This is a genomic window from Streptomyces sp. MGP-BFMKR1 (assembly GCF_057766585.1).
In genome coordinates, this window is record NZ_CM173408.1 from 5,110,115 (window position 1) to 5,127,556 (window position 17,442).

The window sequence follows — 17,442 nt, forward strand, 5'->3', positions numbered from 1 at the left end:
TGGCCCCCTCATGAGCGTCAACGTTCGCATTCCGACCATCCTGCGCACCTACACCGGCGGCAAGGCCGAGGTGCCCGCCGAGGGCGCGACCCTCGGCGAGGTGCTGGCGGACCTGGAGAAGAACCACCAGGGCATCGCCGCCCGGGTGCTCGACGACCAGGGCAAGCTGCGCCGCTTCGTGAACGTGTACGTCAACGACGACGACGTGCGCTTCGCCCAGGGACTTGAGACGGCGACGCCGGACGGCGCGGGCATTTCCATCATTCCCGCCGTCGCCGGCGGCTGACCCGCGCATTCCGCATCGCGAGCTGCCCGAATTGCCCCGTCCACGAGAAAGCGGACGGGGCAATTCCGCGTTTGAAACCGCGATAAGGTTGAACTGATCTCCCTCCCTCTCTTACGGGCCCGCACGCGGAAGCGGCAGCGGCTCGTCAAAATGTGCGTGAAGTGTGGACATGATTTGCCGGGTTGCTCCCGCCATGTCCGGCCCGACTTGACCGGTAATCACCGGAGTTCACCTCGTATGGCCGATGACGCGCGCCCAGAATTCTCGTCCGATTGACCTGTTGCTCTGGGCATCTGGGCAGATACATTCAGCGGCGGTCGACGCGTTCCGGCGCACGCCCCAGGGGTCCCCTTTCCGCAAGGTTGGGGTTTCTCAGGGGTGAGGTCTGACCCGGGTCCGCGGAGTGCGGTCCTGCGCAAGGGCCAGCAATAGGGGAGTTAGGAATGGCTCAGGGCACCGTCAAGTGGTTCAACGCGGAGAAGGGGTACGGCTTCATCGCGGTCGACGGTGGTGCGGACGTGTTCGTCCACTACAGCGCGATCCAGATGGACGGGTACCGCACCCTTGAGGAAGGCCAGCGGGTCGAGTTCGAGATCTCGCAGGGCCAGAAGGGGCCGCAGGCGGACATGGTCCGCGTGGCCGGCTGAGCGCCGACCGACTGCAGCGCGAACAAGGGCCCGCACCCTCGGCAGGGGGGTGCGGGCCCTTCGCGCGCCCCGGCCCGCCCTGACCCCACGGCACGCCCCGCTGGCGGCCCGGGTCACGCGCGGTGGTACGCGACTGGCGCGCCCCTCGGAACCCGCTGGCGCGCGCGTCCACGACCGCTGGCGCACGGGCGGGCGGACCGGCTCGTGTCGGGGACGTGGCCGCCGCGTGTACGGCTCGCACACGGCGCACGCTCACCCTGTCCCACCCCGACCCGCCCCGGCCCACACCACCGCGCCGGGCGCCCCCGCCGACGGCTCGTACGGCCCCCGGCGCCCCGCGGGCCGCGCCCCGGCGGCCCGCCTTTTCTTCCCGGGCGTTGCGACTGCGTACGGCGAATGTGAGTCGGGGCTCCCGTGGTGGCGCACCTGCGAACGGCGTCCCCGACCACCGCCTCGCAGCGAGGCTCCTGCGGAGCGCGCCTTGCGCCCGCCGCGTCCCCGACCACCACCCCTCAACGACGCTCCTGCGGAGCGACACCCACTGATGGCGTCCCCGACCACCGCCCCTCATCGACGCTCCTGCGGAGCGACACCCACTGATGGCGTCCCCGACCACCACCCCTCAACGACGCTCCTGCGGGGCGCGCCTTGCGCCCACCGCGTCCCCGACCACCGCCCCTCATCGACGCTCCTGCGGAGCGACACCCACTGATGGCGTCCCCGACCACCACCCCTCATCGACGCTCCTGCGGAGCGCGCCTTGCACTCGGGGGTGCCGAGTGCTAATCATTGGCGTTAGCACTCTGATGTCGAGAGTGACAGCAGGACCGGGTCGGTGAGGCCCGCAGGTCGGGTGGGAAGGAACCACTCGGCAGGCAGGCCGTCCGTCGCGGGCGCCGCGCGCGGTCCGGAGTATCCACCCTCCCCCAGCCACTGGCCGGGGGGACCCCCAGTCCTGGGAGGACCACTTCACATGGCCAAGATCATCGCGTTCGACGAGGAGGCACGGCGCGGTCTCGAGCGCGGGATGAACCAGCTCGCCGACGCCGTCCGGGTCACCCTCGGCCCCAAGGGCCGCAACGTCGTCCTTGAGAAGAAGTGGGGCGCGCCCACGATCACCAACGATGGTGTGTCCATCGCCAAGGAGATCGAGCTCGAAGACCCGTACGAGAAGATCGGCGCCGAGCTGGTCAAGGAGGTCGCGAAGAAGACGGACGACGTCGCCGGTGACGGCACGACGACCGCGACCGTCCTGGCCCAGGCGCTCGTCAAGGAGGGCCTGCGGAACGTCGCCGCCGGCGCCAACCCGATGGCCCTCAAGCGCGGCATCGAGCGTGCCGTCGAGGCCGTCTCCGCGCAGCTCCTCGAGCAGGCCAAGGACGTGGAGACCAAGGAGCAGATCGCCTCCACCGCCTCCATCTCCGCCGCTGACACCCAGATCGGCGAGCTCATCGCCGAGGCGATGGACAAGGTCGGCAAGGAAGGCGTCATCACCGTCGAGGAGTCGCAGACCTTCGGTCTTGAGCTGGAGCTCACCGAGGGCATGCGCTTCGACAAGGGCTACATCTCCGCGTACTTCGCGACGGACATGGAGCGTATGGAGGCGTCCCTGGACGACCCGTACATCCTGATCGTCAACTCCAAGATCTCCGCGGTGAAGGACCTGCTCCCGCTCCTTGAGAAGGTCATGCAGTCGGGCAAGCCGCTGCTGATCATCGCCGAGGACGTCGAGGGCGAGGCCCTGTCCACCCTCGTGGTCAACAAGATCCGTGGCACCTTCAAGTCCGTCGCCGTCAAGGCCCCGGGCTTCGGTGACCGCCGCAAGGCCATGCTCGGCGACATCGCCATCCTCACCGGTGGCACGGTCATCTCCGAGGAGGTCGGCCTCAAGCTGGAGAACGCCGGTCTCGACCTGCTGGGCCGCGCCCGCAAGGTCGTCATCACCAAGGACGAGACCACCATCGTCGACGGTGCCGGCGACAGCGACCAGGTCCAGGGCCGGGTCAACCAGATCCGCGCCGAGATCGAGAACTCGGACTCGGACTACGACCGCGAGAAGCTCCAGGAGCGCCTGGCGAAGCTGGCCGGCGGCGTGGCCGTCATCAAGGCCGGTGCCGCCACCGAGGTCGAGCTGAAGGAGCGCAAGCACCGCATCGAGGACGCGGTGCGCAACGCCAAGGCCGCCGTCGAGGAGGGCATCGTCGCCGGTGGTGGCGTGGCCCTGCTGCAGGCTTCCTCGGTCTTCGAGAAGCTGGAGCTGGAGGGCGACGAGGCCACCGGTGCGCAGGCCGTGCGCCTGGCCCTGGAGGCCCCGCTCAAGCAGATCGCGGTCAACGCCGGCCTTGAGGGTGGCGTCGTCGTGGAGAAGGTGCGCAACCTGACCCCGGGTCACGGCCTGAACGCCGCGACCGGCGAGTACGTCGACCTGGTGGCCGAGGGCATCATCGACCCGGCCAAGGTGACGCGTTCCGCGCTGCAGAACGCCGCGTCGATCGCCGCGCTGTTCCTCACCACCGAGGCCGTCATCGCCGACAAGCCGGAGAAGGCCGCCCCCGCGGGCGCGCCGGGCGGCATGCCGGGCGGTGACATGGACTTCTGATCCGCCTCGCGGATCGGCTGTTCCTACGAACGAGGGCGGCACCCCCCGCGGGTGCCGCCCTCGGGCGCGTCCGGGCCCGGTTCATCGGGGCGGATTTCCCGGGGACCGGGCCCGGGCGGCGCGGGTCGGGCCCGGCTGGGCCCGCGCGGGCCGTCGGCCTCCGGCCGCGCGGGAGGCTCAGGCCGCGCGGACCGTGCGGGCTGCCCGTGCCGTGTGGGCCGTCGGGCCGTGTGGGCTGCCGTGCGTGCGGGCTGTCCCGATCCGCCGGGCTCAGGTCGCGCGGGCGGCGTCGATCGCCGCTCTGAGGTGGCCGTTCGCCTCCGCGAGCAGCCGCTCGGCCGTCGCGGCGTCCGCGTCCGCGAGGAGGGTGAGGATGGCGTTCTTCACCTCGCCGCCGGTGGCCGCGAGAGCCGCCTCGATCGCGTCGTCCGGCGCGCCGGTGGCCAGCGCCACGATGCGGCGCGAGCGGGCGCGCAGCTTCTCGTTCGACGCCCGCACGTCCACCATCAGGTTCCCGTACGTCTTGCCCAGGCGGATCATGGTCAGCGTCGAGACCATGTTGAGCACCAGCTTCTGGGCCGTGCCCGCCTTGAGCCGGGTGGAGCCGGTGAGCATTTCGGGGCCGACCACGACCTCGATGCCGTGCTCGGCGGCAGCCGCGAGGGCCGAGCCCGCGTTACAGGCCAGCCCCACCGTCAGGGCGCCGCGCTCGCGCGCGTAGGTCACGGCCCCGACGGCGTACGGCGTGCGCCCCGACGCGGAGACGCCCACCACGCTGTCGCGGTCGGTCAGCTTCAGCGCGGCCAGGTCGGCGGCGGCCAGCTCGGCGCTGTCCTCGGCGCCCTCGATCGAGGTCACCAGCGCGTCCGGGCCGCCCGCGATGAGGCCGATGACCTGGTCGGGGGCCGCGTTGAAGGTGGGCGGGCACTCGCTGGCGTCGAGCACCCCGAGCCGGCCCGCGGTGCCCGCGCCCGCGTAGATCAGCCGGCCGCCGTCGGCCATCCGCGCGGCGATCGCGTCGATCGCGGCGGCCACCTCGGGAAGCCGCTCGGCGACGGCGGTGGGGACGGCGGCGTCCTCCGCGTTCATCAGGCGGGCGATGGCGAGCGTGTTGAGCCGGTCGACGTCGGCCAGCTCGGGGCGGAACGCCTCGGTCGTGAGGGTGTCGAGCTCGGCACGGAGCCGGTCGGGCGCTTGGCCCTGGGTGCTGGGGTTCATGCGACGGGGGCTCTTTCTCGGTACGGATGAGGGAGGTTCGCAGGAGAGAGCTGGTGCGGATGGCGCGGCCGGTACGGCTGGTGCGCGTACGGGTTCGGGGGCGCGGGCGCGGGCGCGGGCGCGGGTGCGGGTGCGGGCGACGCCGCGCGGGCGGGGTCTCGCGGTCGGCGTACGGGAGCGGCGGGTGGGGCTCAGTGGCCCGGGCGCGGGTCGTGGCGGTGCGCCAGCGCCTGGTAGGAGGCCGACAGGGCCGGGGCCGCGGTGGCGTACGTGCGCTGCGCGACGCCGACGAACAGGCAGTCCACGACGAGGAGTTGGCTCGTACGGCTGGACATCGCGGCCGGTCGCAGCTCGCTCTCGCGGGCGGTGGAGGTGGTCAGCACCAGGTCCGCGTACTGGGCGACCTCGGCCTCCGGGTGCCCGGTGATCGCCACCGTCGTCGCGCCCTGGTCGAAGGCCGTGCGCAACGGCTCGATGACGTCGATGGTGCGACCCGAGTGCGTGATCGCGATGGCCACGTCACCCGGCCGGAGCTGCACGGCGTTGGTGACCGCCAGGTGCGGGTCGGTGTGGGCGTGCGCGATCAGCCCGATCCGCAGCAGCTTCTGCACCAGGTCCTGGCCGACCAGTCCGGAGGCGGCGATGCCGTACGCGTCCACGCGGCGGGCGGCCACCAGCGCCGCCACGGCCGCGTCGAGCTGGACCGGGTCGAGGGCGGCGGCGGTGTCCGCCAGGCACTGCTGCTCCTCCTGGGCCAGCTTGGCGACCACGTCGGATATCGGGTCGTCCACCGCGATGTCGGCGGTGACGGCCGGCGCGCGGCCGGCGGCCTGTTGGGCGGCGAGCGCGGCGAGGGCGAGCCGCAGGTCCCGGTAGCCCGGGTAGCCCAGGACGCGGGCGGTGCGCACGACGGTGGCCTCGCTGGTGCCGGTGCGCGCGGCGAGGCCGGTGACGGTGAGCGCGGCGCAGCCGGCCGGGTCGGCGGCGACCGTCTCGGCGACCCGCTGCATGGAACGGGTCATGGTCGGGGCCAGGGCGCGGACCTTGGCCGTCAGGGCCGCCGGGGCCGGTGCCGGAGCCGCGGCCGGGGCCAGCGGCCCGGACGGCGCGGCGGCACCGCGCGGGCCACCGCCGCCGGTGAAAGTTTCTTTCAGTCTGCTGCTCACTCTTTGAAAGGTATTTTCAGTCGTGGCGGGCGTCAACCCTTGGTGCCCCTGACAATGGAGGCATGGAGCTCGAACAGACACTGCACATGGCGCGGGCGCTGGTGCTCGCCGATCTGTCGGCGGGGGACGTGGCACGGGCGGACGTGGTCTCGCTCGTGGAGGACGCGGTGGCGCACCGCCGGTGGTGGGTCGAGCAGTGGCCCGAGGGCTCGGAGTTCGTGGCCGGCCTGGTGGCCCAGGACGTCCAGGACGCCCTGCTTGAGCGGTACGGGCGGTGGCCGCTGTGCCCGGTGTGCGTGGGCGGGGGCGACCCGCACGCCCTTGAGGTGGAGCCCGAGTTGGGCGCCGACCCGCACTGGGTGTGCGCCAAGACCACGGTCGCGGTCGCCCGGGTGGGCGCGCTGGGCTCCGTGGTGTCGGGCGGCGGGGGCCGCGGCCCGAGACGCGACCGCGAGGCCGAGGACGAGCACTGATGGCCGTGTACATCGACCCGCCCGTGTGGCCCGGGCACGGCCGCATGTGGTCGCACCTGATCAGCGACGTCTCGTACGCGGAGCTGCACGAGTTCGCCGAGCGCATCGGCGTCCCACGGCGCGGCTTCGACCGCGACCACTACGACCTGCCGTCGGCCAGCTACGCGGCGGCGGTGGAGGCCGGCGCGATCGAGGTGAGCAGCAAGGAGTTGGTGCGCCGGCTCACCGGGGCCGGGCTGCGCCGGCCGAAGCAGGGCACCGACGGCGCGGCCCCGCTGCGCGACGACAGCCTGGGCGACCCGGGCTCGGCGGGCGGCGCCGCCCCGTAGTCGTGGTCCCGTGGCCCACAGGGTCCGCAACCCGGTGTCCCGTGGTCACGCGGTTGCGCGGCCCGCGCGACCTGCGTAAACGTCGCCGGGCCGCCGGGGCGGGCGGGCCCGGGGTTCAGGGCCGCCCGCCCGCTGGCCGGTGCGGGCTCAGGTGGTGGAGCAGGGCTCCGCCGCCGTGGTGGTGTCGGTCTTGGCCAGGGCGGCGGGCTTCGGCGCGGAGCTGGCCGAGCTGGCCGAGCTGGCCACCACGCGGGTGCCGGGCTCGGTGGCGGCGCTCCGCTGGTGCAGGCGGGAGGCCACGGCCGTGGTGCCGACCGCGAGGGCGGCCAGCGCGGCGGCGGTCCAGGCGACGGCCGGGTAGCCCCAGCCGGCGCCGATGACCAGGCCGCCGAGCCAGGGGCCGACCGTGTTGCCGATGTTGAACGCCGAGGTCGTGGTGGCCCCGGCCAGGGTGGGCGCCGCGCTCGCGACGTTGAACATCCGGGCGTTGAGCGCCGGTGCCGTGGTGAAGGCGGTGACGCCGAGCAGCAGCGACAGGGTGACGGCGGCGGCCGGCCACTGAGCGGTGAGCGCCAGCAGCGTGAGCACGGCCGTGGAGGCCATGATGCCGCCGTAGATGGTGCCGAAGAGGTGCGCGTCCGCGATGCGCCCACCGATGGCGGTGCCGATCAGGGCGCCGACGCCGAACAGGCCGAGCACCGTCGGCACCCAGCTCTCCTTCAGGCCCGCGGTGTCGGTGAGCAGCGGCGCGAGATAGGAGAACAGGGCGAAGACGGCGCCGCCGTTCAGGGCCGTGGTGACCAGCGCGAGCCACACCTGCCGGTCCCGGTAGATGAGCAGCTCCCGGCGGAGCGAGGGCGCGTCGTCGCCGGTCGCGGGCGCCGTACGGGGCACGAGGGCGATGACGCCGACGAGCCCGAGCGCGGACAGCCCCGCCACCGCCCAGAAGGCGGCCCGCCAGCCGGCGTGCTGGCCGAGGAACGCGCCGGCGGGCACGCCGGCGATGTTGGCGATGCTCAGCCCGCCGACCATCACGGCCATCGCCCGGGCCCGCGCGGTCACCGGCACCAGCGAGACGGCCACCGAAGCGCCCACGGCCCAGAACCCGGCGCACGCGAGCGCGCTGATGACGCGGGAGACGAACAACACGGCGTACGTGGGGGCGACCGCGCCGGCTATCTGGCCGAGCCCGAAGACGGTCAGCAGGGCGATCAGGGTCGTCCGGCGCGGCAGCCGCAGGGTGGCGGCGGCCAGCACCGGGGCGCCGACCACCATGCCGACCGCGAACGCGGAGACGAGCAGACCGGCCTGGGGGATGGAGACGCCCATATCGCGGGCGAGCGGCTGGAGCAGCCCGGAGAGCATGAACTCCGAGGTGCCGAGCGCGAAGACCGAGAGGCCGAGCACGTACACGGCGATGGGCATGCGGTGGGGCGCCGCGGGTGACTCGGGGGAAGCGGGAGGTGCGGGGGCAGGGTGGGGCGCTGTGGGTTCAGTGGGGACGGGCATGACAGGCAAGAACAGTTCGCCGCCGCCTGACATTCCCGGTACGCCGCTGCTACCTGGTGTCTTTCCGCAGGTCACGCCCCCGTCAGCGGTCGGACGACACGGCCGGCGCCGGGTCTGGGCCCGGCCTGGGCCTGGTCCGGCCAGCTCGCCCGCGCGCCCCCGAAACCGTGCCCGGGCCGTCACCCGTCCCCGCGTCGCGCCCCGAACCGAGCCGGCACCCGTCCCCGCACCACACCTGCCCCGAACCGAGCCGGCGCTACGCGCTCAGCAGCTCCAGCTCCGTGGTGAGGTTGCGGCGCGCCACTCGCTCCCAACGGGCCTGGCCGGTGGGCGTCCCGAACAGGTGCTCTTGGCCGAGGAGTTGACGCAGCACGTCGGCGCGCCCGGCGCGGAACGCGTCGTCGGGCACGAACGCGTACTCCGCGCGCACCGCCGCCGCGTACGCCGCGTACTCCTGCGGCCCGCCCGCCAGCACCGCCAGGTCCGCGTCGCACAGGACCTGGCCGTTGTGGTCCCGCTCGGCCGGGTCGTGCTCGACGGTCAACCGCACCAGGCGGGCCACCTCGGCGGTGGTCTGCGGCGGGACGCCCGCCTCCGGCAGCGCGCGCTCGGCCAGCCGGGCGCTGCGCTCCTCGTTGGTGGAGCGGTCCGGCAGGTAGACCGCGTCATGGAACCAGGCGGCGAGCCGCACCGCGTCGGGGTCGTCCGCGTGGTGGGCCAACTCGTCGACGCGGTTGAGCACGGCGATGAGGTGGTCGGTGGTGTGGTAGCGGCGGTGCGGCTCGGCCCAGCGGGCGAGCAGGTTCTCGCCGTACGGGAGCGGGTCGGGCCCCTCGCCGCCCCCGCGCGCGTTGATCAGCGCCTGCGCCCAGCGCGAGAGCAGGGCGTCGGTCGCGGGGTGCGGGGAGCCGGTCGCGGCGGCGGTGGTGGCCGCATTGTCGGCAGCGGCAGCGGCAGCGGCATCGGCGTCGGCAGCGGCGTCGTCCGGCTCGGCCGGGGTCGCGGGGCGCGGCTCGGGCGACGACGCGCCCGGGTCCTGGCGCCGGGGCCGGCCGGCGCGGCGGTCGCCGAAGGAGGCGTCGCCGGAAGGGGAATGGGGATGTGGCACGGGGGCTGGCATAGGCCAATTGTGAGGTACACCTTCCGGTCCCGGGCCGGGATGTGGCAGGCTGTGTTACATGTCTAGACCAATTCTTGAGGTGATCGCGCTCGGCGTGGACGACGCGATCGCGGCCGAGGCCGGAGGGGCGGATCGCCTCGAACTGGTCACCGACATGGCGGCCGACGGGCTCACCCCCACGCTCGACGGCTTCGCCGCGATCCGGTCCGCCGTCGACCTCCCGCTGCGGGTCATGCTGCGCTCCGCCGACGGCTTCGCCGCGGGCGGCGAGAGCGCGGTGGCCGCCCTGTGCGCGAGCGCGCGAGCACTCCGCGCCGAGGGCGCTGACCAGTTCGTCTTCGGCTTCCTGAACGAGGCGGGGCAGCCCGACCTGGCCACCGTGCGCGCGTTGGCCGAGGCCATCGACGGCGCCCCGTGGACCTTCCACCGCGCCATCGACCGGGCCGCCGACCGCGACCTGGCCCGCAAGCGGCTGATCGAACTGCCCGGCCTCGACACGTACTTGACGGCCGGCGCGGCGGCCGGCGTGGATGCCGGACTGGCCACGCTGGTCGCCGAGGCGAAGCGCGGCGCGACCGGCGAACCCGGCTACGAGCCGACCATCCTCGTCGGCGGCGGCCTGCGCCTGGACCACCTGCCCGCGCTCCGCGAGGCGGGCGTCGACGCCTTCCACATCGGCGGCGCCGCCCGGCCCCAGGGCTGGTCAGGCCCGGTGGACACCGAGTCCGTCGCCGCCTGGCGCGCGGCGCTGGACACGCCGGTGAGCGTGGGCTGAGGCGCCGAGCGACGCGGGGCGGCCCGGGCTCCGTGCGGGGCGGTAGACACTGAGGCGCGGAGCGGCGCGGGCCACCCGGCACGCGCTCGGGCGCACGGATCCCGTGCGACGACAGCACCCGGCCGGGGCAGACCCGTACGGGAGTGACTCAGGTGGCCGCGTCGACGAACCCCATTCTCCGGTTCATCGCGATCGCGCTCGCGTTGGCCGGATGGTGGATCGTACGGACCGTGGGCAGCCCGCACTTCCGCACGAAGGCCATGCCGTACGTCTTCATGGCCAGCGAGAGGCCCCGCCCCCGGTAGGCGGCGCGCACCCCGGTCATCTCGTTCATCGCGAACGTGCTGTGCCGCGAGGTGGCCGCCATCCCCACCCACACGTCGCCGTCCAACGCGAGCACGACGCCGCGCGGGTCGTACGAGGGATCGTCGAAGCGCCGCCGAACGAACTCCTCGTACGAGAAGAACTCCCCGCGCTCCGGTATGTCGGCGGAACACTCCTTGTTCAGCTCGTACAACGCCCGCCGGTGGTCCGGCGCGTCCCCCAACTCGGCGAGCGTGGTCAGCCGAAGGCCAGCGGCCTGACAGCCACGCACGTACGACGCGAAACGCCCCTCGTCGAACGCCGCCACGTCGAGCTCCAACCGCACCCAGTGATCGACCACGCTTCCCCTCCACTCCCCGCCACGGACTCGAACGCCCGTACGTTCCGTGGGGCCATCCTCGGTGACGGTGGTGGTGGGCGCAAGATCACGGCGGGGGTGGTGGGTAGCGGGGCTCGCCCTACGCCCCTCGGTCGTACCAGTGCTCCATCAGCTCGCGCACGGCGTGCAGCAGCACGTCCTTCCGGGGCACGTCCGAGGAGCCACTGGCGGCGATGGCGTCGCGCAGTTCCTCAAGCCGCCGCAGCGCGCCCGGGTCGCCCGCGTGCATCGCGTCGATCGACGCTGGTGAGAGCAGGGAGACGTACGCGCTCAGCAGCGCTCGCGTGTCGGCCGTGCTGGGTGTGTCGGCCGCCGGTTCCCAGCCGTGGACGAGGTAGCGCGCCGGGTCCTCCAGCATCCAGCCCGACAGCCGCCCGTTCCCCCACAGCAGGGAAAGCCCCGGCGCGACGGCGAGCCGCACCCGCTGCCGAGGGCGGGTGGGTCGCTCGGGGTAGTGGCACACCAGGGCGGCAGCCGTCTCGTCCCACCAGCGAGATTCCGCCCGACTTCGATCGAAGTCCGTGCCCGGCGTGACGGACAACCCGCCCGGGCGGACAGGCACGGACAGCCACTCCGCGCCTTCCCCGTCATCCTGCGACGGTTCCTCCGGCACGGCGAGAAACGCACTCGTCAGCAGCCCGCTCTGCTTCTCGAACCGCATCTCGTCTCCATCGGCCCACAGCCAGTCGGTACTCCCCGACGTCACCCGCGCGTGTTCCTCGCGCTCTCGGGCGTCGCGGTACGGGCCCACGGCTACGTACCCGCCACTCAACGAGTACCGGGGGTAGTGACGCATGCCATCGCCCAGCCCGGGGCCCGTGCCGACCGCGTGCAGGTGGGCGGTCACCGCTTCGGCGATGTGGCAGCGCACGGGGGTCCTTGTGGGGAGGCGGGGTTGAGTGGCGCAGGGTGTGAACGGTCAGGCGGCGCTTTTCGTGGGCCGCTTGTGCGGGTCGTCAGCCGTCATCGGTCAGCAGGTCTGGTGGCGGGCCCTCCCGGAAGTGCCGATAAGGGTGGAGTGTCAGCCAGCGCATGGCGTCGGGAAAACTGACCAGGCTTTCGTAGTTGGTATCCAGAACGCCATTCAGGTCCGGGATCGCACGCTCAAGAAGCGTGCGAGCGCACGCCATGTCCTCGTATTCGATCAGTGTGGCGCGGAAGGTCCCTATCCGCTCCGCGATCCAGGCGAGTTCGCTTTCATCGCATTCGTCCAGGACGTCCTGGCTGAAGTCCACCCCGAACGTACAGGCGCCGCACGCGTAGCGCTCGAATTGCGGCCCTGCTGCTAGGCGGGGGAAGCTGCGGAGGCGGGTGACCAGCGTGGGGTGGTGCGTGACGCCGGTGAACAGGATCAGCGTGTCCCTCATGGGGCTGTCACCTGCACGATGTCGGTCCTCCGCTTCGCCCCGAGGTCAGAGCCCGCAACGCGGCATCAACCTCGGCGTCTCTGTAACCGGTCCGATAGAAGACTTCCATCTCACCCAGGGCGTGAGCCGTGGTTCTCAGGAGAATGGGCCACAGGAGAGCCAGCCGCCGCGGAAGCAGCGTTAGATGCTCGGTCGGTGAGATTCCCGCATCCTGTACGGAGGTGGGTGGGTTACCTCGCTCAACCGTCGCGTGTTCGTTGATCCCGATGCTGATACTCAAGGTGTCACCCGCGCGTGCGCGATCGACGAAGGCGCGCATGTCCCAAACGGCTGACAAGAGCACTCGCACGTCTTCTCGCGAACATCCTCGTTCGGCGAGAACTGCTTCTCTCACCTCCACTAGTTGATATGTCAGTTGGAATATGACTTCGAACTGCGGGACGTTGAGAGTGACCGTGTGCACCATGGGCCTCACGACTCCCGGGGCTACACCCCCACCCACCCCTTCCCCCGCGCGAGTTCCGCCGGTAGCGGCTGCGCGTGGACGATGGTCAGGCCCGACACGGCGCGGGTGAGGGCGACGTAGAGGCGGCGCAGGCCCGTGCGGTGGGCGGGGACCTGGGGCGGGCGGGCGGCACCGGCCTCACCAGCGGGTTCGGTGGTGGGTTGCGCCGGCGGGCCCGACAGCAGCGGCTCGCCCGCGACCACCGCGGCCGGCTCGTCGAGGACCACGTAGTCGTACTCCAGGCCCTTGGCGAGCGAGGCCGGGACCAGGGTGAGGCGGGCGTCGGCCGTGGTCTCCTCGCCGGGGGAGAGGTGGTTGAGGCCGGCCGACGCGAGGGCCTCGGCGAGGGCCGGGACGCGGGCGTCGGCGGCGATGAGACCAATCGACCCTTCCTGGGCCAAGGCGCGTTGGCAGGCCGCGACCACCTCCGCGTCGAGCGCCGCTGTTCCCCCGCCCGCGTCCTCCGGCGCTACCCGGTGGAACTCCAGCGAGCCCGGGGATTCCCGGACCGAGGTCGCCTCCGTCAGGTCCGGGGCGATCGAGGGCAGCAGCCGCGAGGCGTACGCGATCACCTCGCGCGGCACGCGGAAGCCGCGCGTCAACTCCTCGACCCGGGCCTCCGGTTTGCCCAGGTGGTGCAGCGCCTCGGCCCAACTGCCGGTGGCCCACGGCGTGGTGCCCTGCGCGATGTCGCCGAGGATGGTCGCCGAACCCGTCGTGCAGCGCCGGCCCACCGCGCGGTACTGCATCGGCGACAGGTCCTGCGCCTCGTCCAGGACCACGTGCCCGAGCGAGGGCGTGCGCTCGATCAGGTCGGCCGCCTCGTCGATCAACACCGCGTCCGCCGCCGACCACTTCGCCGACTTCGGGCCGCGGGCCGGCTTCTCCCACAGCAGCGTGCGCTGCTCCTCCTCGGTGAGGATGCCCGCCGCGTGCTCGGCCAGCGCGTCGGCGTCCGAGAGCAGTCGCAGCACCAGCTTGACCGGGTCGACCGCCGGCCAGATCTCCTTGACCGCCGCCTTCACCGCCGCGTTGCGGGCCACCGCGTCCTGCACCCGGTCGTCCGGGGCCTCGCCGGACTGCTCCATGCGCACCAGTACGGCGTGCGCGATGCGCTGCGGCAGGGCCGCGCGGGCCGCCCCGTACCGGATGTCGCGGGCCAGCAACTCCCGTACGATCTCCTCCACTTCGTACGCGGGCACCCGCCACCGGCGCGAGCCGCGCACCACGACCACCGACTCCTGGGGCATCCGCACCCCGGAGCGCAGCGCGCGGCGCAGCACCTCGGCCATGCGCGCGTCGCCCTTGATCCGGGCCCGCTCCGCGCTGTCCGTGCCGCGCACCTCCACGTGCGCCACCAGGTCGGCCACCGTCGCCTGCTTGACCTGGAGTTCGCCGAGCGCCGGCAGCACCTGCTCGATGTAGTGCAGGAAGGACTGGTTGGGGCCGATGACCAGGGTGCCGGTGCGGGCCAGCCGCTCGCGGTGCGCGTACAGCAGGTACGCCACCCGGTGCAGGCCGACGGCGGTCTTCCCGGTGCCGGGCGCACCCTGCACGCAGACCGTGCCCCCGATGCCGGCGCGGACGATCTCGTCCTGTTCCGGCTGGATCGTGGCGACGATGTCGCGCATCGGGCCGACGCGGGGCCGCTCGATCTCGGACTGGAGGAGCCTGCTGGTCCGTTCGCCGCCGTCGGCGCCGGGACCGCTGAGCGGTTCGTCCTCGTACGCGGTCAACTCTCCGCCGGTGTAGCCGAAGCGCCGGCGCAGTACGACGTCCATCGGCTTCTTCGGGGACGCCTGGTAGAAGGGTTGGGAGATGGGCGCGCGCCAGTCGATGACCATGGGCTCGCCGTCGGCGTCGTGTACGTGCCGGCGCCCGATGTAGAACCGGTCGCCGACCTCGTCCACCGTGCTCCCCGCGGCCGGCCGGTCGGCCGGGGTGGGCGCGGCGGGCGTCTCGGTGGTGTGGTGGTCGTGCCCGTAGTCGAGGCGGCCGAAGAACAGCGGGGTGTCGGACAGGTCGGCGAGCGCCTTGATCCGCTCGTCGATGGTGTGCCGCAGGGACTCGGCGCTCACCCAGTTCCCGGCCGTGTCCCGCGTGTCGAGCGCCTCCGCGTCCTGGCGCATGGCCCGCAGCGCGGCCCGGGAGGCGGCCAGGTGCGCGCGCTCCCTGGCGAGCGGCCCACCGTCGGCGGTGTCGGCCTCGCCGGCCGCGCCCGCGCCGCCCGAGGGCGGTTCGGGCGGTTCGTCGGCGCTGGTGGGCAGGGGTGCGGCGGGTTGCTGGGCGTGCGACGGCACGGTGTGGCCTCCGGCTGTTGTACGAGGGCGTACCAAGCGCGCGTGGGCGCCCGCGTGTGCCGACGGGCGCGCGAGGGCGCACGTCGGCGCATGACGCCTACGCGCGGATGTGAGCGAAGACCGCCCGGTTTCCGTCCGGACGGCGGCGCTCCCTGGCGGTGAGGGAGGCGGGGAACCCGGCATGGCCGGGGAAGAGCGAGAGTTTAACCATGAGGACAGGCGGACGCGACCGGTTTTTTACGAGGCCGACTGCGGTTCTCCGCTCCGGCTCGGGTGCGGGCGGGACGGGAATCTCGGGGTTGGTCTCCACCTCCCGTAGGGGATGCCATAGGACCGCAGGGGGAGGGGCGCCCACCGACGTTTACATCGGCAGGCCGATGCCCGAGCCGCTCGCGGAATCGATGATGGAGTACATGAGCATCGCGACCATCACCTCAGCGCCCCTCGCCCCGACGACCAGTGGCTACGGCTCCGCCCCGGTGAACCCCGGGTCGACGGCCGCCTGTGCCACCGCCTCCACGCCGCGCACCGGCGAACTCCCGCGCTCCCGCCGCCCGCTGGGCACCGCGCTGCACGCGGTGCGGGCCTTCGCGGGCGCCGCGTTCAGCGTGGCCGTGCTCGGCGACTACGAGGACGCGGGCGTGAAGAAGAAGTAGCCCCAGCCGACCCCTTCGTACCCGAGCCGCCCGTACCCGACCGACCTGTACCTCACGACGACCTCACACGTCCTCGTCCGCGAGGAGTTCGCTCGCGTCGACGATTCGGTACGCGTAACCCTGCTCGGCCAGGAACCGCTGGCGGTGGGCCGCGAAGTCCTGGTCGATCGTGTCGCGGGCGACCACCGAGTAGAACCTGGCCTCGTGCCCGTCCGCCTTCGGCCGCAGCACCCGACCGAGCCGCTGGGCCTCCTCCTGCCGCGACCCGAACGTGCCCGAGACCTGGATGGCCACCGTCGCCTCGGGCAGGTCGATGGAGAAGTTGGCCACCTTGGAGACGACGAGGACGGACAGTTCGCCGGCCCGGAAGGCGTCGAACAGCCGCTCCCGCTGGGCGTTGGTCGTCTCGCCCTTGATCACCGGCGCGCCCAGGTGCTCGCCGAGTTCGTCGAGCTGGTCGATGTACTGCCCGATGACCAGCGTCTGCTCGCCCTCGTGCCGCTTGACCAGCGCCTCGGTGATCCGCCGCTTGGAGGCGGTGGTCGCGCAGTAGCGGTACTTCTCCTCGGCCTCGGCGGTCGCGTACGTGAGGCGCTCGCTGTCGGTCAGGTTGACGCGCACCTCGACGCAGTCGGCGGGCGCGATGTAGCCCTGCGCCTCGATCTCCTTCCACGGGGCGTCGAAGCGCTTGGGGCCGATGAGCGAGAAGACGTCCGACTCGCGGCCGTCCTCCCGTACGAGCGTCGCGGTCAGACCGAGCCGGCGGCGCGCCTGGAGGTCGGCGGTGAACTTGAACACCGGCGCCGGCAGCAGGTGCACCTCGTCGTAGACGATCAGCCCCCAGTCCCGCGAGTCGAACAGCTCCAGGTGCGGGTAGATCCCCTTCCGCTTGGTCGTCAGCACCTGGTATGTGGCGATGGTGACCGGCCGGATCTCCTTCTTCGTGCCGCTGTACTCGCCGATCTCGTCCTCGGTCAGCGAGGTGCGCCGTACCAGTTCGTGCTTCCACTGCCGGGCCGAGACGGTGTTGGTGACCAGGATCAGCGTGGTCGCCTTGGCCTCGGCCATCGCGCCGGCGCCCACCAGCGTCTTGCCCGCGCCACAGGGCAGCACGACCACGCCGGAGCCGCCGTGCCAGAAGCCCTCGACGGCCTGCTTCTGGTACGGGCGCAGCGACCACTCGCTCTCGTCCAGCTCGATCGCGTGCGCCTCGCCGTCCACGTACCCGGCGAGGTCCTCGGCCGGCCAGCCCAGCTTGAGCAGGGTCTGCTTGATCTGCCCGCGCTCGGACGGGTGCACCACGACGGTGTCCTCGTCGACGCGCGCCCCGACCAGCGGCTGCACCTTCTTCGAGCGCAGCACCTCCTCAAGCACCGGCCGGTCGCTGCTCTCCAGGACCAGCCCGTGCGTGGGGTGCTTGAGCAGCCGCAGCCGTCCGTAGCGGGCCATCGTCTCGGCGACGTCCACGAGCAGGGCGTGCGGCACCGGGTACCGGGAGAACTCCACGAGCGCGTCCACCACCTGCTCGGCGTCGTGCCCGGCGGCCCTGGCGTTCCACAGGCCGAGCGGGGTGACCCGGTAGGTGTGCATGTGCTCCGGCGCGCGCTCCAGCTCCGCGAACGGGGCGATGGCCCGACGGCAGGCGTCGGCCTGGTCGTGGTCCACCTCCAGGAGGAGTGTCTTGTCGCTCTGGACGATGAGGGGTCCGTTCACGTTGCCTCGCCCTTTCCGCTGGTGACCGGTTCCACTGGTGACCGGCTGGCATCGGCGACCACCCGGGCCGCCCTGG

Annotated in this window: 16 protein-coding genes; 7 read left to right on the forward strand and 9 right to left on the reverse strand. The window is 72.7% G+C overall.

Annotation, left to right across the window (positions count from 1 at the left end; all coding sequences use genetic code 11):
- The first annotated feature begins 10 nt into the window (after positions 1 to 10).
- The 3 genes from AC3CHW_RS20150 (at position 11) to groL (ending at position 3,532) form a co-directional block, all read left to right on the forward strand.
- The gene (locus AC3CHW_RS20150) at positions 11 to 286 is read left to right on the forward strand and encodes a ubiquitin-like small modifier protein 1 (RefSeq protein WP_176162274.1); all 276 of its coding nucleotides are present in this window, start codon (positions 11 to 13) and stop codon (positions 284 to 286) included.
- Positions 287 to 729: 443 nt separating this feature from the next.
- Positions 730 to 933 carry a cold-shock protein gene (locus tag AC3CHW_RS20155; RefSeq protein ID WP_003986833.1) on the forward strand — a complete coding sequence of 68 codons (204 nt, stop codon included), beginning with the start codon at positions 730 to 732 and terminating at the stop codon, positions 931 to 933.
- 973 nt (positions 934 to 1,906) lie between these two features.
- Positions 1,907 to 3,532 carry a chaperonin GroEL gene (gene groL, locus AC3CHW_RS20160; RefSeq protein ID WP_187059906.1) on the forward strand — a complete coding sequence of 542 codons (1,626 nt, stop codon included), beginning with the start codon at positions 1,907 to 1,909 and terminating at the stop codon, positions 3,530 to 3,532.
- A gap of 270 nt (positions 3,533 to 3,802) precedes the next feature.
- Here the strand turns inward: groL and murQ are convergent, their stop codons facing one another.
- Together murQ and AC3CHW_RS20170 are read right to left on the reverse strand one after the other, a co-directional pair.
- A complete protein-coding gene (gene murQ / locus AC3CHW_RS20165) occupies positions 3,803 to 4,750 on the reverse strand; it encodes an N-acetylmuramic acid 6-phosphate etherase (RefSeq protein WP_488467381.1) in 948 nt (315 codons plus the stop codon).
- A gap of 191 nt (positions 4,751 to 4,941) precedes the next feature.
- Positions 4,942 to 5,916: a MurR/RpiR family transcriptional regulator gene (locus AC3CHW_RS20170; protein ID WP_488467382.1), complete on the reverse strand. Its 975-nt coding sequence runs from the start codon at positions 5,914 to 5,916 to the stop codon at positions 4,942 to 4,944.
- A gap of 62 nt (positions 5,917 to 5,978) precedes the next feature.
- Here AC3CHW_RS20170 and AC3CHW_RS20175 point away from each other — a divergent pair, with 62 nt between their 5' ends.
- Both AC3CHW_RS20175 and AC3CHW_RS20180 read left to right on the forward strand, forming a co-directional pair.
- A complete protein-coding gene (locus tag AC3CHW_RS20175) occupies positions 5,979 to 6,389 on the forward strand; it encodes a hypothetical protein (protein ID WP_176162271.1) in 411 nt (136 codons plus the stop codon).
- Positions 6,389 to 6,718: a DUF4031 domain-containing protein gene (locus AC3CHW_RS20180; RefSeq protein ID WP_488467383.1), complete on the forward strand. Its 330-nt coding sequence runs from the start codon at positions 6,389 to 6,391 to the stop codon at positions 6,716 to 6,718. Before AC3CHW_RS20175 ends, AC3CHW_RS20180 begins: the two co-directional genes overlap by 1 nt.
- A gap of 147 nt (positions 6,719 to 6,865) precedes the next feature.
- Here the strand turns inward: AC3CHW_RS20180 and AC3CHW_RS20185 are convergent, their stop codons facing one another.
- A complete protein-coding gene (locus tag AC3CHW_RS20185; protein ID WP_488467384.1) occupies positions 6,866 to 8,143 on the reverse strand; it encodes a Cmx/CmrA family chloramphenicol efflux MFS transporter in 1,278 nt (425 codons plus the stop codon).
- A 340-nt stretch (positions 8,144 to 8,483) separates the two neighbouring features.
- A complete protein-coding gene (locus tag AC3CHW_RS20190; RefSeq protein WP_398607729.1) occupies positions 8,484 to 9,110 on the reverse strand; it encodes an HD domain-containing protein in 627 nt (208 codons plus the stop codon).
- 295 nt (positions 9,111 to 9,405) lie between these two features.
- On the opposite strand from AC3CHW_RS20190, the gene AC3CHW_RS20195 reads away from it, so the two are divergent.
- Positions 9,406 to 10,122 (forward strand): copper homeostasis protein CutC, encoded by a 717-nt coding sequence (locus AC3CHW_RS20195; protein WP_488467385.1) that lies wholly within the window; start codon positions 9,406 to 9,408, stop codon positions 10,120 to 10,122.
- A gap of 148 nt (positions 10,123 to 10,270) precedes the next feature.
- Here the strand turns inward: AC3CHW_RS20195 and AC3CHW_RS20200 are convergent, their stop codons facing one another.
- From AC3CHW_RS20200 to AC3CHW_RS20215, 4 genes are all read right to left on the reverse strand, one after another.
- On the reverse strand, positions 10,271 to 10,786 hold the full coding sequence (locus AC3CHW_RS20200) for a GNAT family N-acetyltransferase (protein ID WP_488467386.1): 516 nt from the start codon (positions 10,784 to 10,786) through the stop codon (positions 10,271 to 10,273).
- 118 nt (positions 10,787 to 10,904) lie between these two features.
- Positions 10,905 to 11,696, reverse strand: coding sequence for a hypothetical protein (locus tag AC3CHW_RS20205; protein WP_488467387.1), 792 nt, complete (start codon positions 11,694 to 11,696; stop codon positions 10,905 to 10,907).
- Positions 11,697 to 11,781: 85 nt separating this feature from the next.
- The gene (locus AC3CHW_RS20210; RefSeq protein ID WP_488467388.1) at positions 11,782 to 12,192 is read right to left on the reverse strand and encodes a hypothetical protein; all 411 of its coding nucleotides are present in this window, start codon (positions 12,190 to 12,192) and stop codon (positions 11,782 to 11,784) included.
- 486 nt (positions 12,193 to 12,678) lie between these two features.
- Positions 12,679 to 14,997, reverse strand: coding sequence for a HelD family protein (locus AC3CHW_RS20215; protein WP_488467389.1), 2,319 nt, complete (start codon positions 14,995 to 14,997; stop codon positions 12,679 to 12,681).
- Between the two features lie 413 nt (positions 14,998 to 15,410).
- On the opposite strand from AC3CHW_RS20215, the gene AC3CHW_RS20220 reads away from it, so the two are divergent.
- The gene (locus tag AC3CHW_RS20220; protein WP_398607549.1) at positions 15,411 to 15,653 is read left to right on the forward strand and encodes a hypothetical protein; all 243 of its coding nucleotides are present in this window, start codon (positions 15,411 to 15,413) and stop codon (positions 15,651 to 15,653) included.
- A gap of 63 nt (positions 15,654 to 15,716) precedes the next feature.
- Here the strand turns inward: AC3CHW_RS20220 and AC3CHW_RS20225 are convergent, their stop codons facing one another.
- Complete coding sequence (locus AC3CHW_RS20225; RefSeq protein ID WP_187059674.1) at positions 15,717 to 17,366, reverse strand: DNA repair helicase XPB; 1,650 nt, start codon at positions 17,364 to 17,366, stop codon at positions 15,717 to 15,719.
- Positions 17,367 to 17,442 lie beyond the last annotated feature (76 nt).

Excerpts from the sequence above, each read along its gene's own strand:
- groL (WP_187059906.1), top strand. The coding sequence starts at position 1,907 with ATGGCCAAGATCATCGCGTTCGACGAGGAGGCACGGCGCGGTCTCGAG.
- AC3CHW_RS20150 (WP_176162274.1), top strand. The coding sequence starts at position 11 with ATGAGCGTCAACGTTCGCATTCCGACCATCCTGCGCACCTACACCGGC.
- AC3CHW_RS20175 (WP_176162271.1), top strand. The coding sequence starts at position 5,979 with ATGGAGCTCGAACAGACACTGCACATGGCGCGGGCGCTGGTGCTCGCC.
- AC3CHW_RS20195 (WP_488467385.1), top strand. The coding sequence starts at position 9,406 with ATGTCTAGACCAATTCTTGAGGTGATCGCGCTCGGCGTGGACGACGCG.
- AC3CHW_RS20180 (WP_488467383.1), top strand. The coding sequence starts at position 6,389 with ATGGCCGTGTACATCGACCCGCCCGTGTGGCCCGGGCACGGCCGCATG.
- AC3CHW_RS20210 (WP_488467388.1), bottom strand. The coding sequence starts at position 12,192 with ATGAGGGACACGCTGATCCTGTTCACCGGCGTCACGCACCACCCCACG.
- AC3CHW_RS20185 (WP_488467384.1), bottom strand. The coding sequence starts at position 8,143 with ATGCCCATCGCCGTGTACGTGCTCGGCCTCTCGGTCTTCGCGCTCGGC.
- murQ (WP_488467381.1), bottom strand. The coding sequence starts at position 4,750 with ATGAACCCCAGCACCCAGGGCCAAGCGCCCGACCGGCTCCGTGCCGAG.
- AC3CHW_RS20220 (WP_398607549.1), top strand. The coding sequence starts at position 15,411 with ATGAGCATCGCGACCATCACCTCAGCGCCCCTCGCCCCGACGACCAGT.
- AC3CHW_RS20155 (WP_003986833.1), top strand. The coding sequence starts at position 730 with ATGGCTCAGGGCACCGTCAAGTGGTTCAACGCGGAGAAGGGGTACGGC.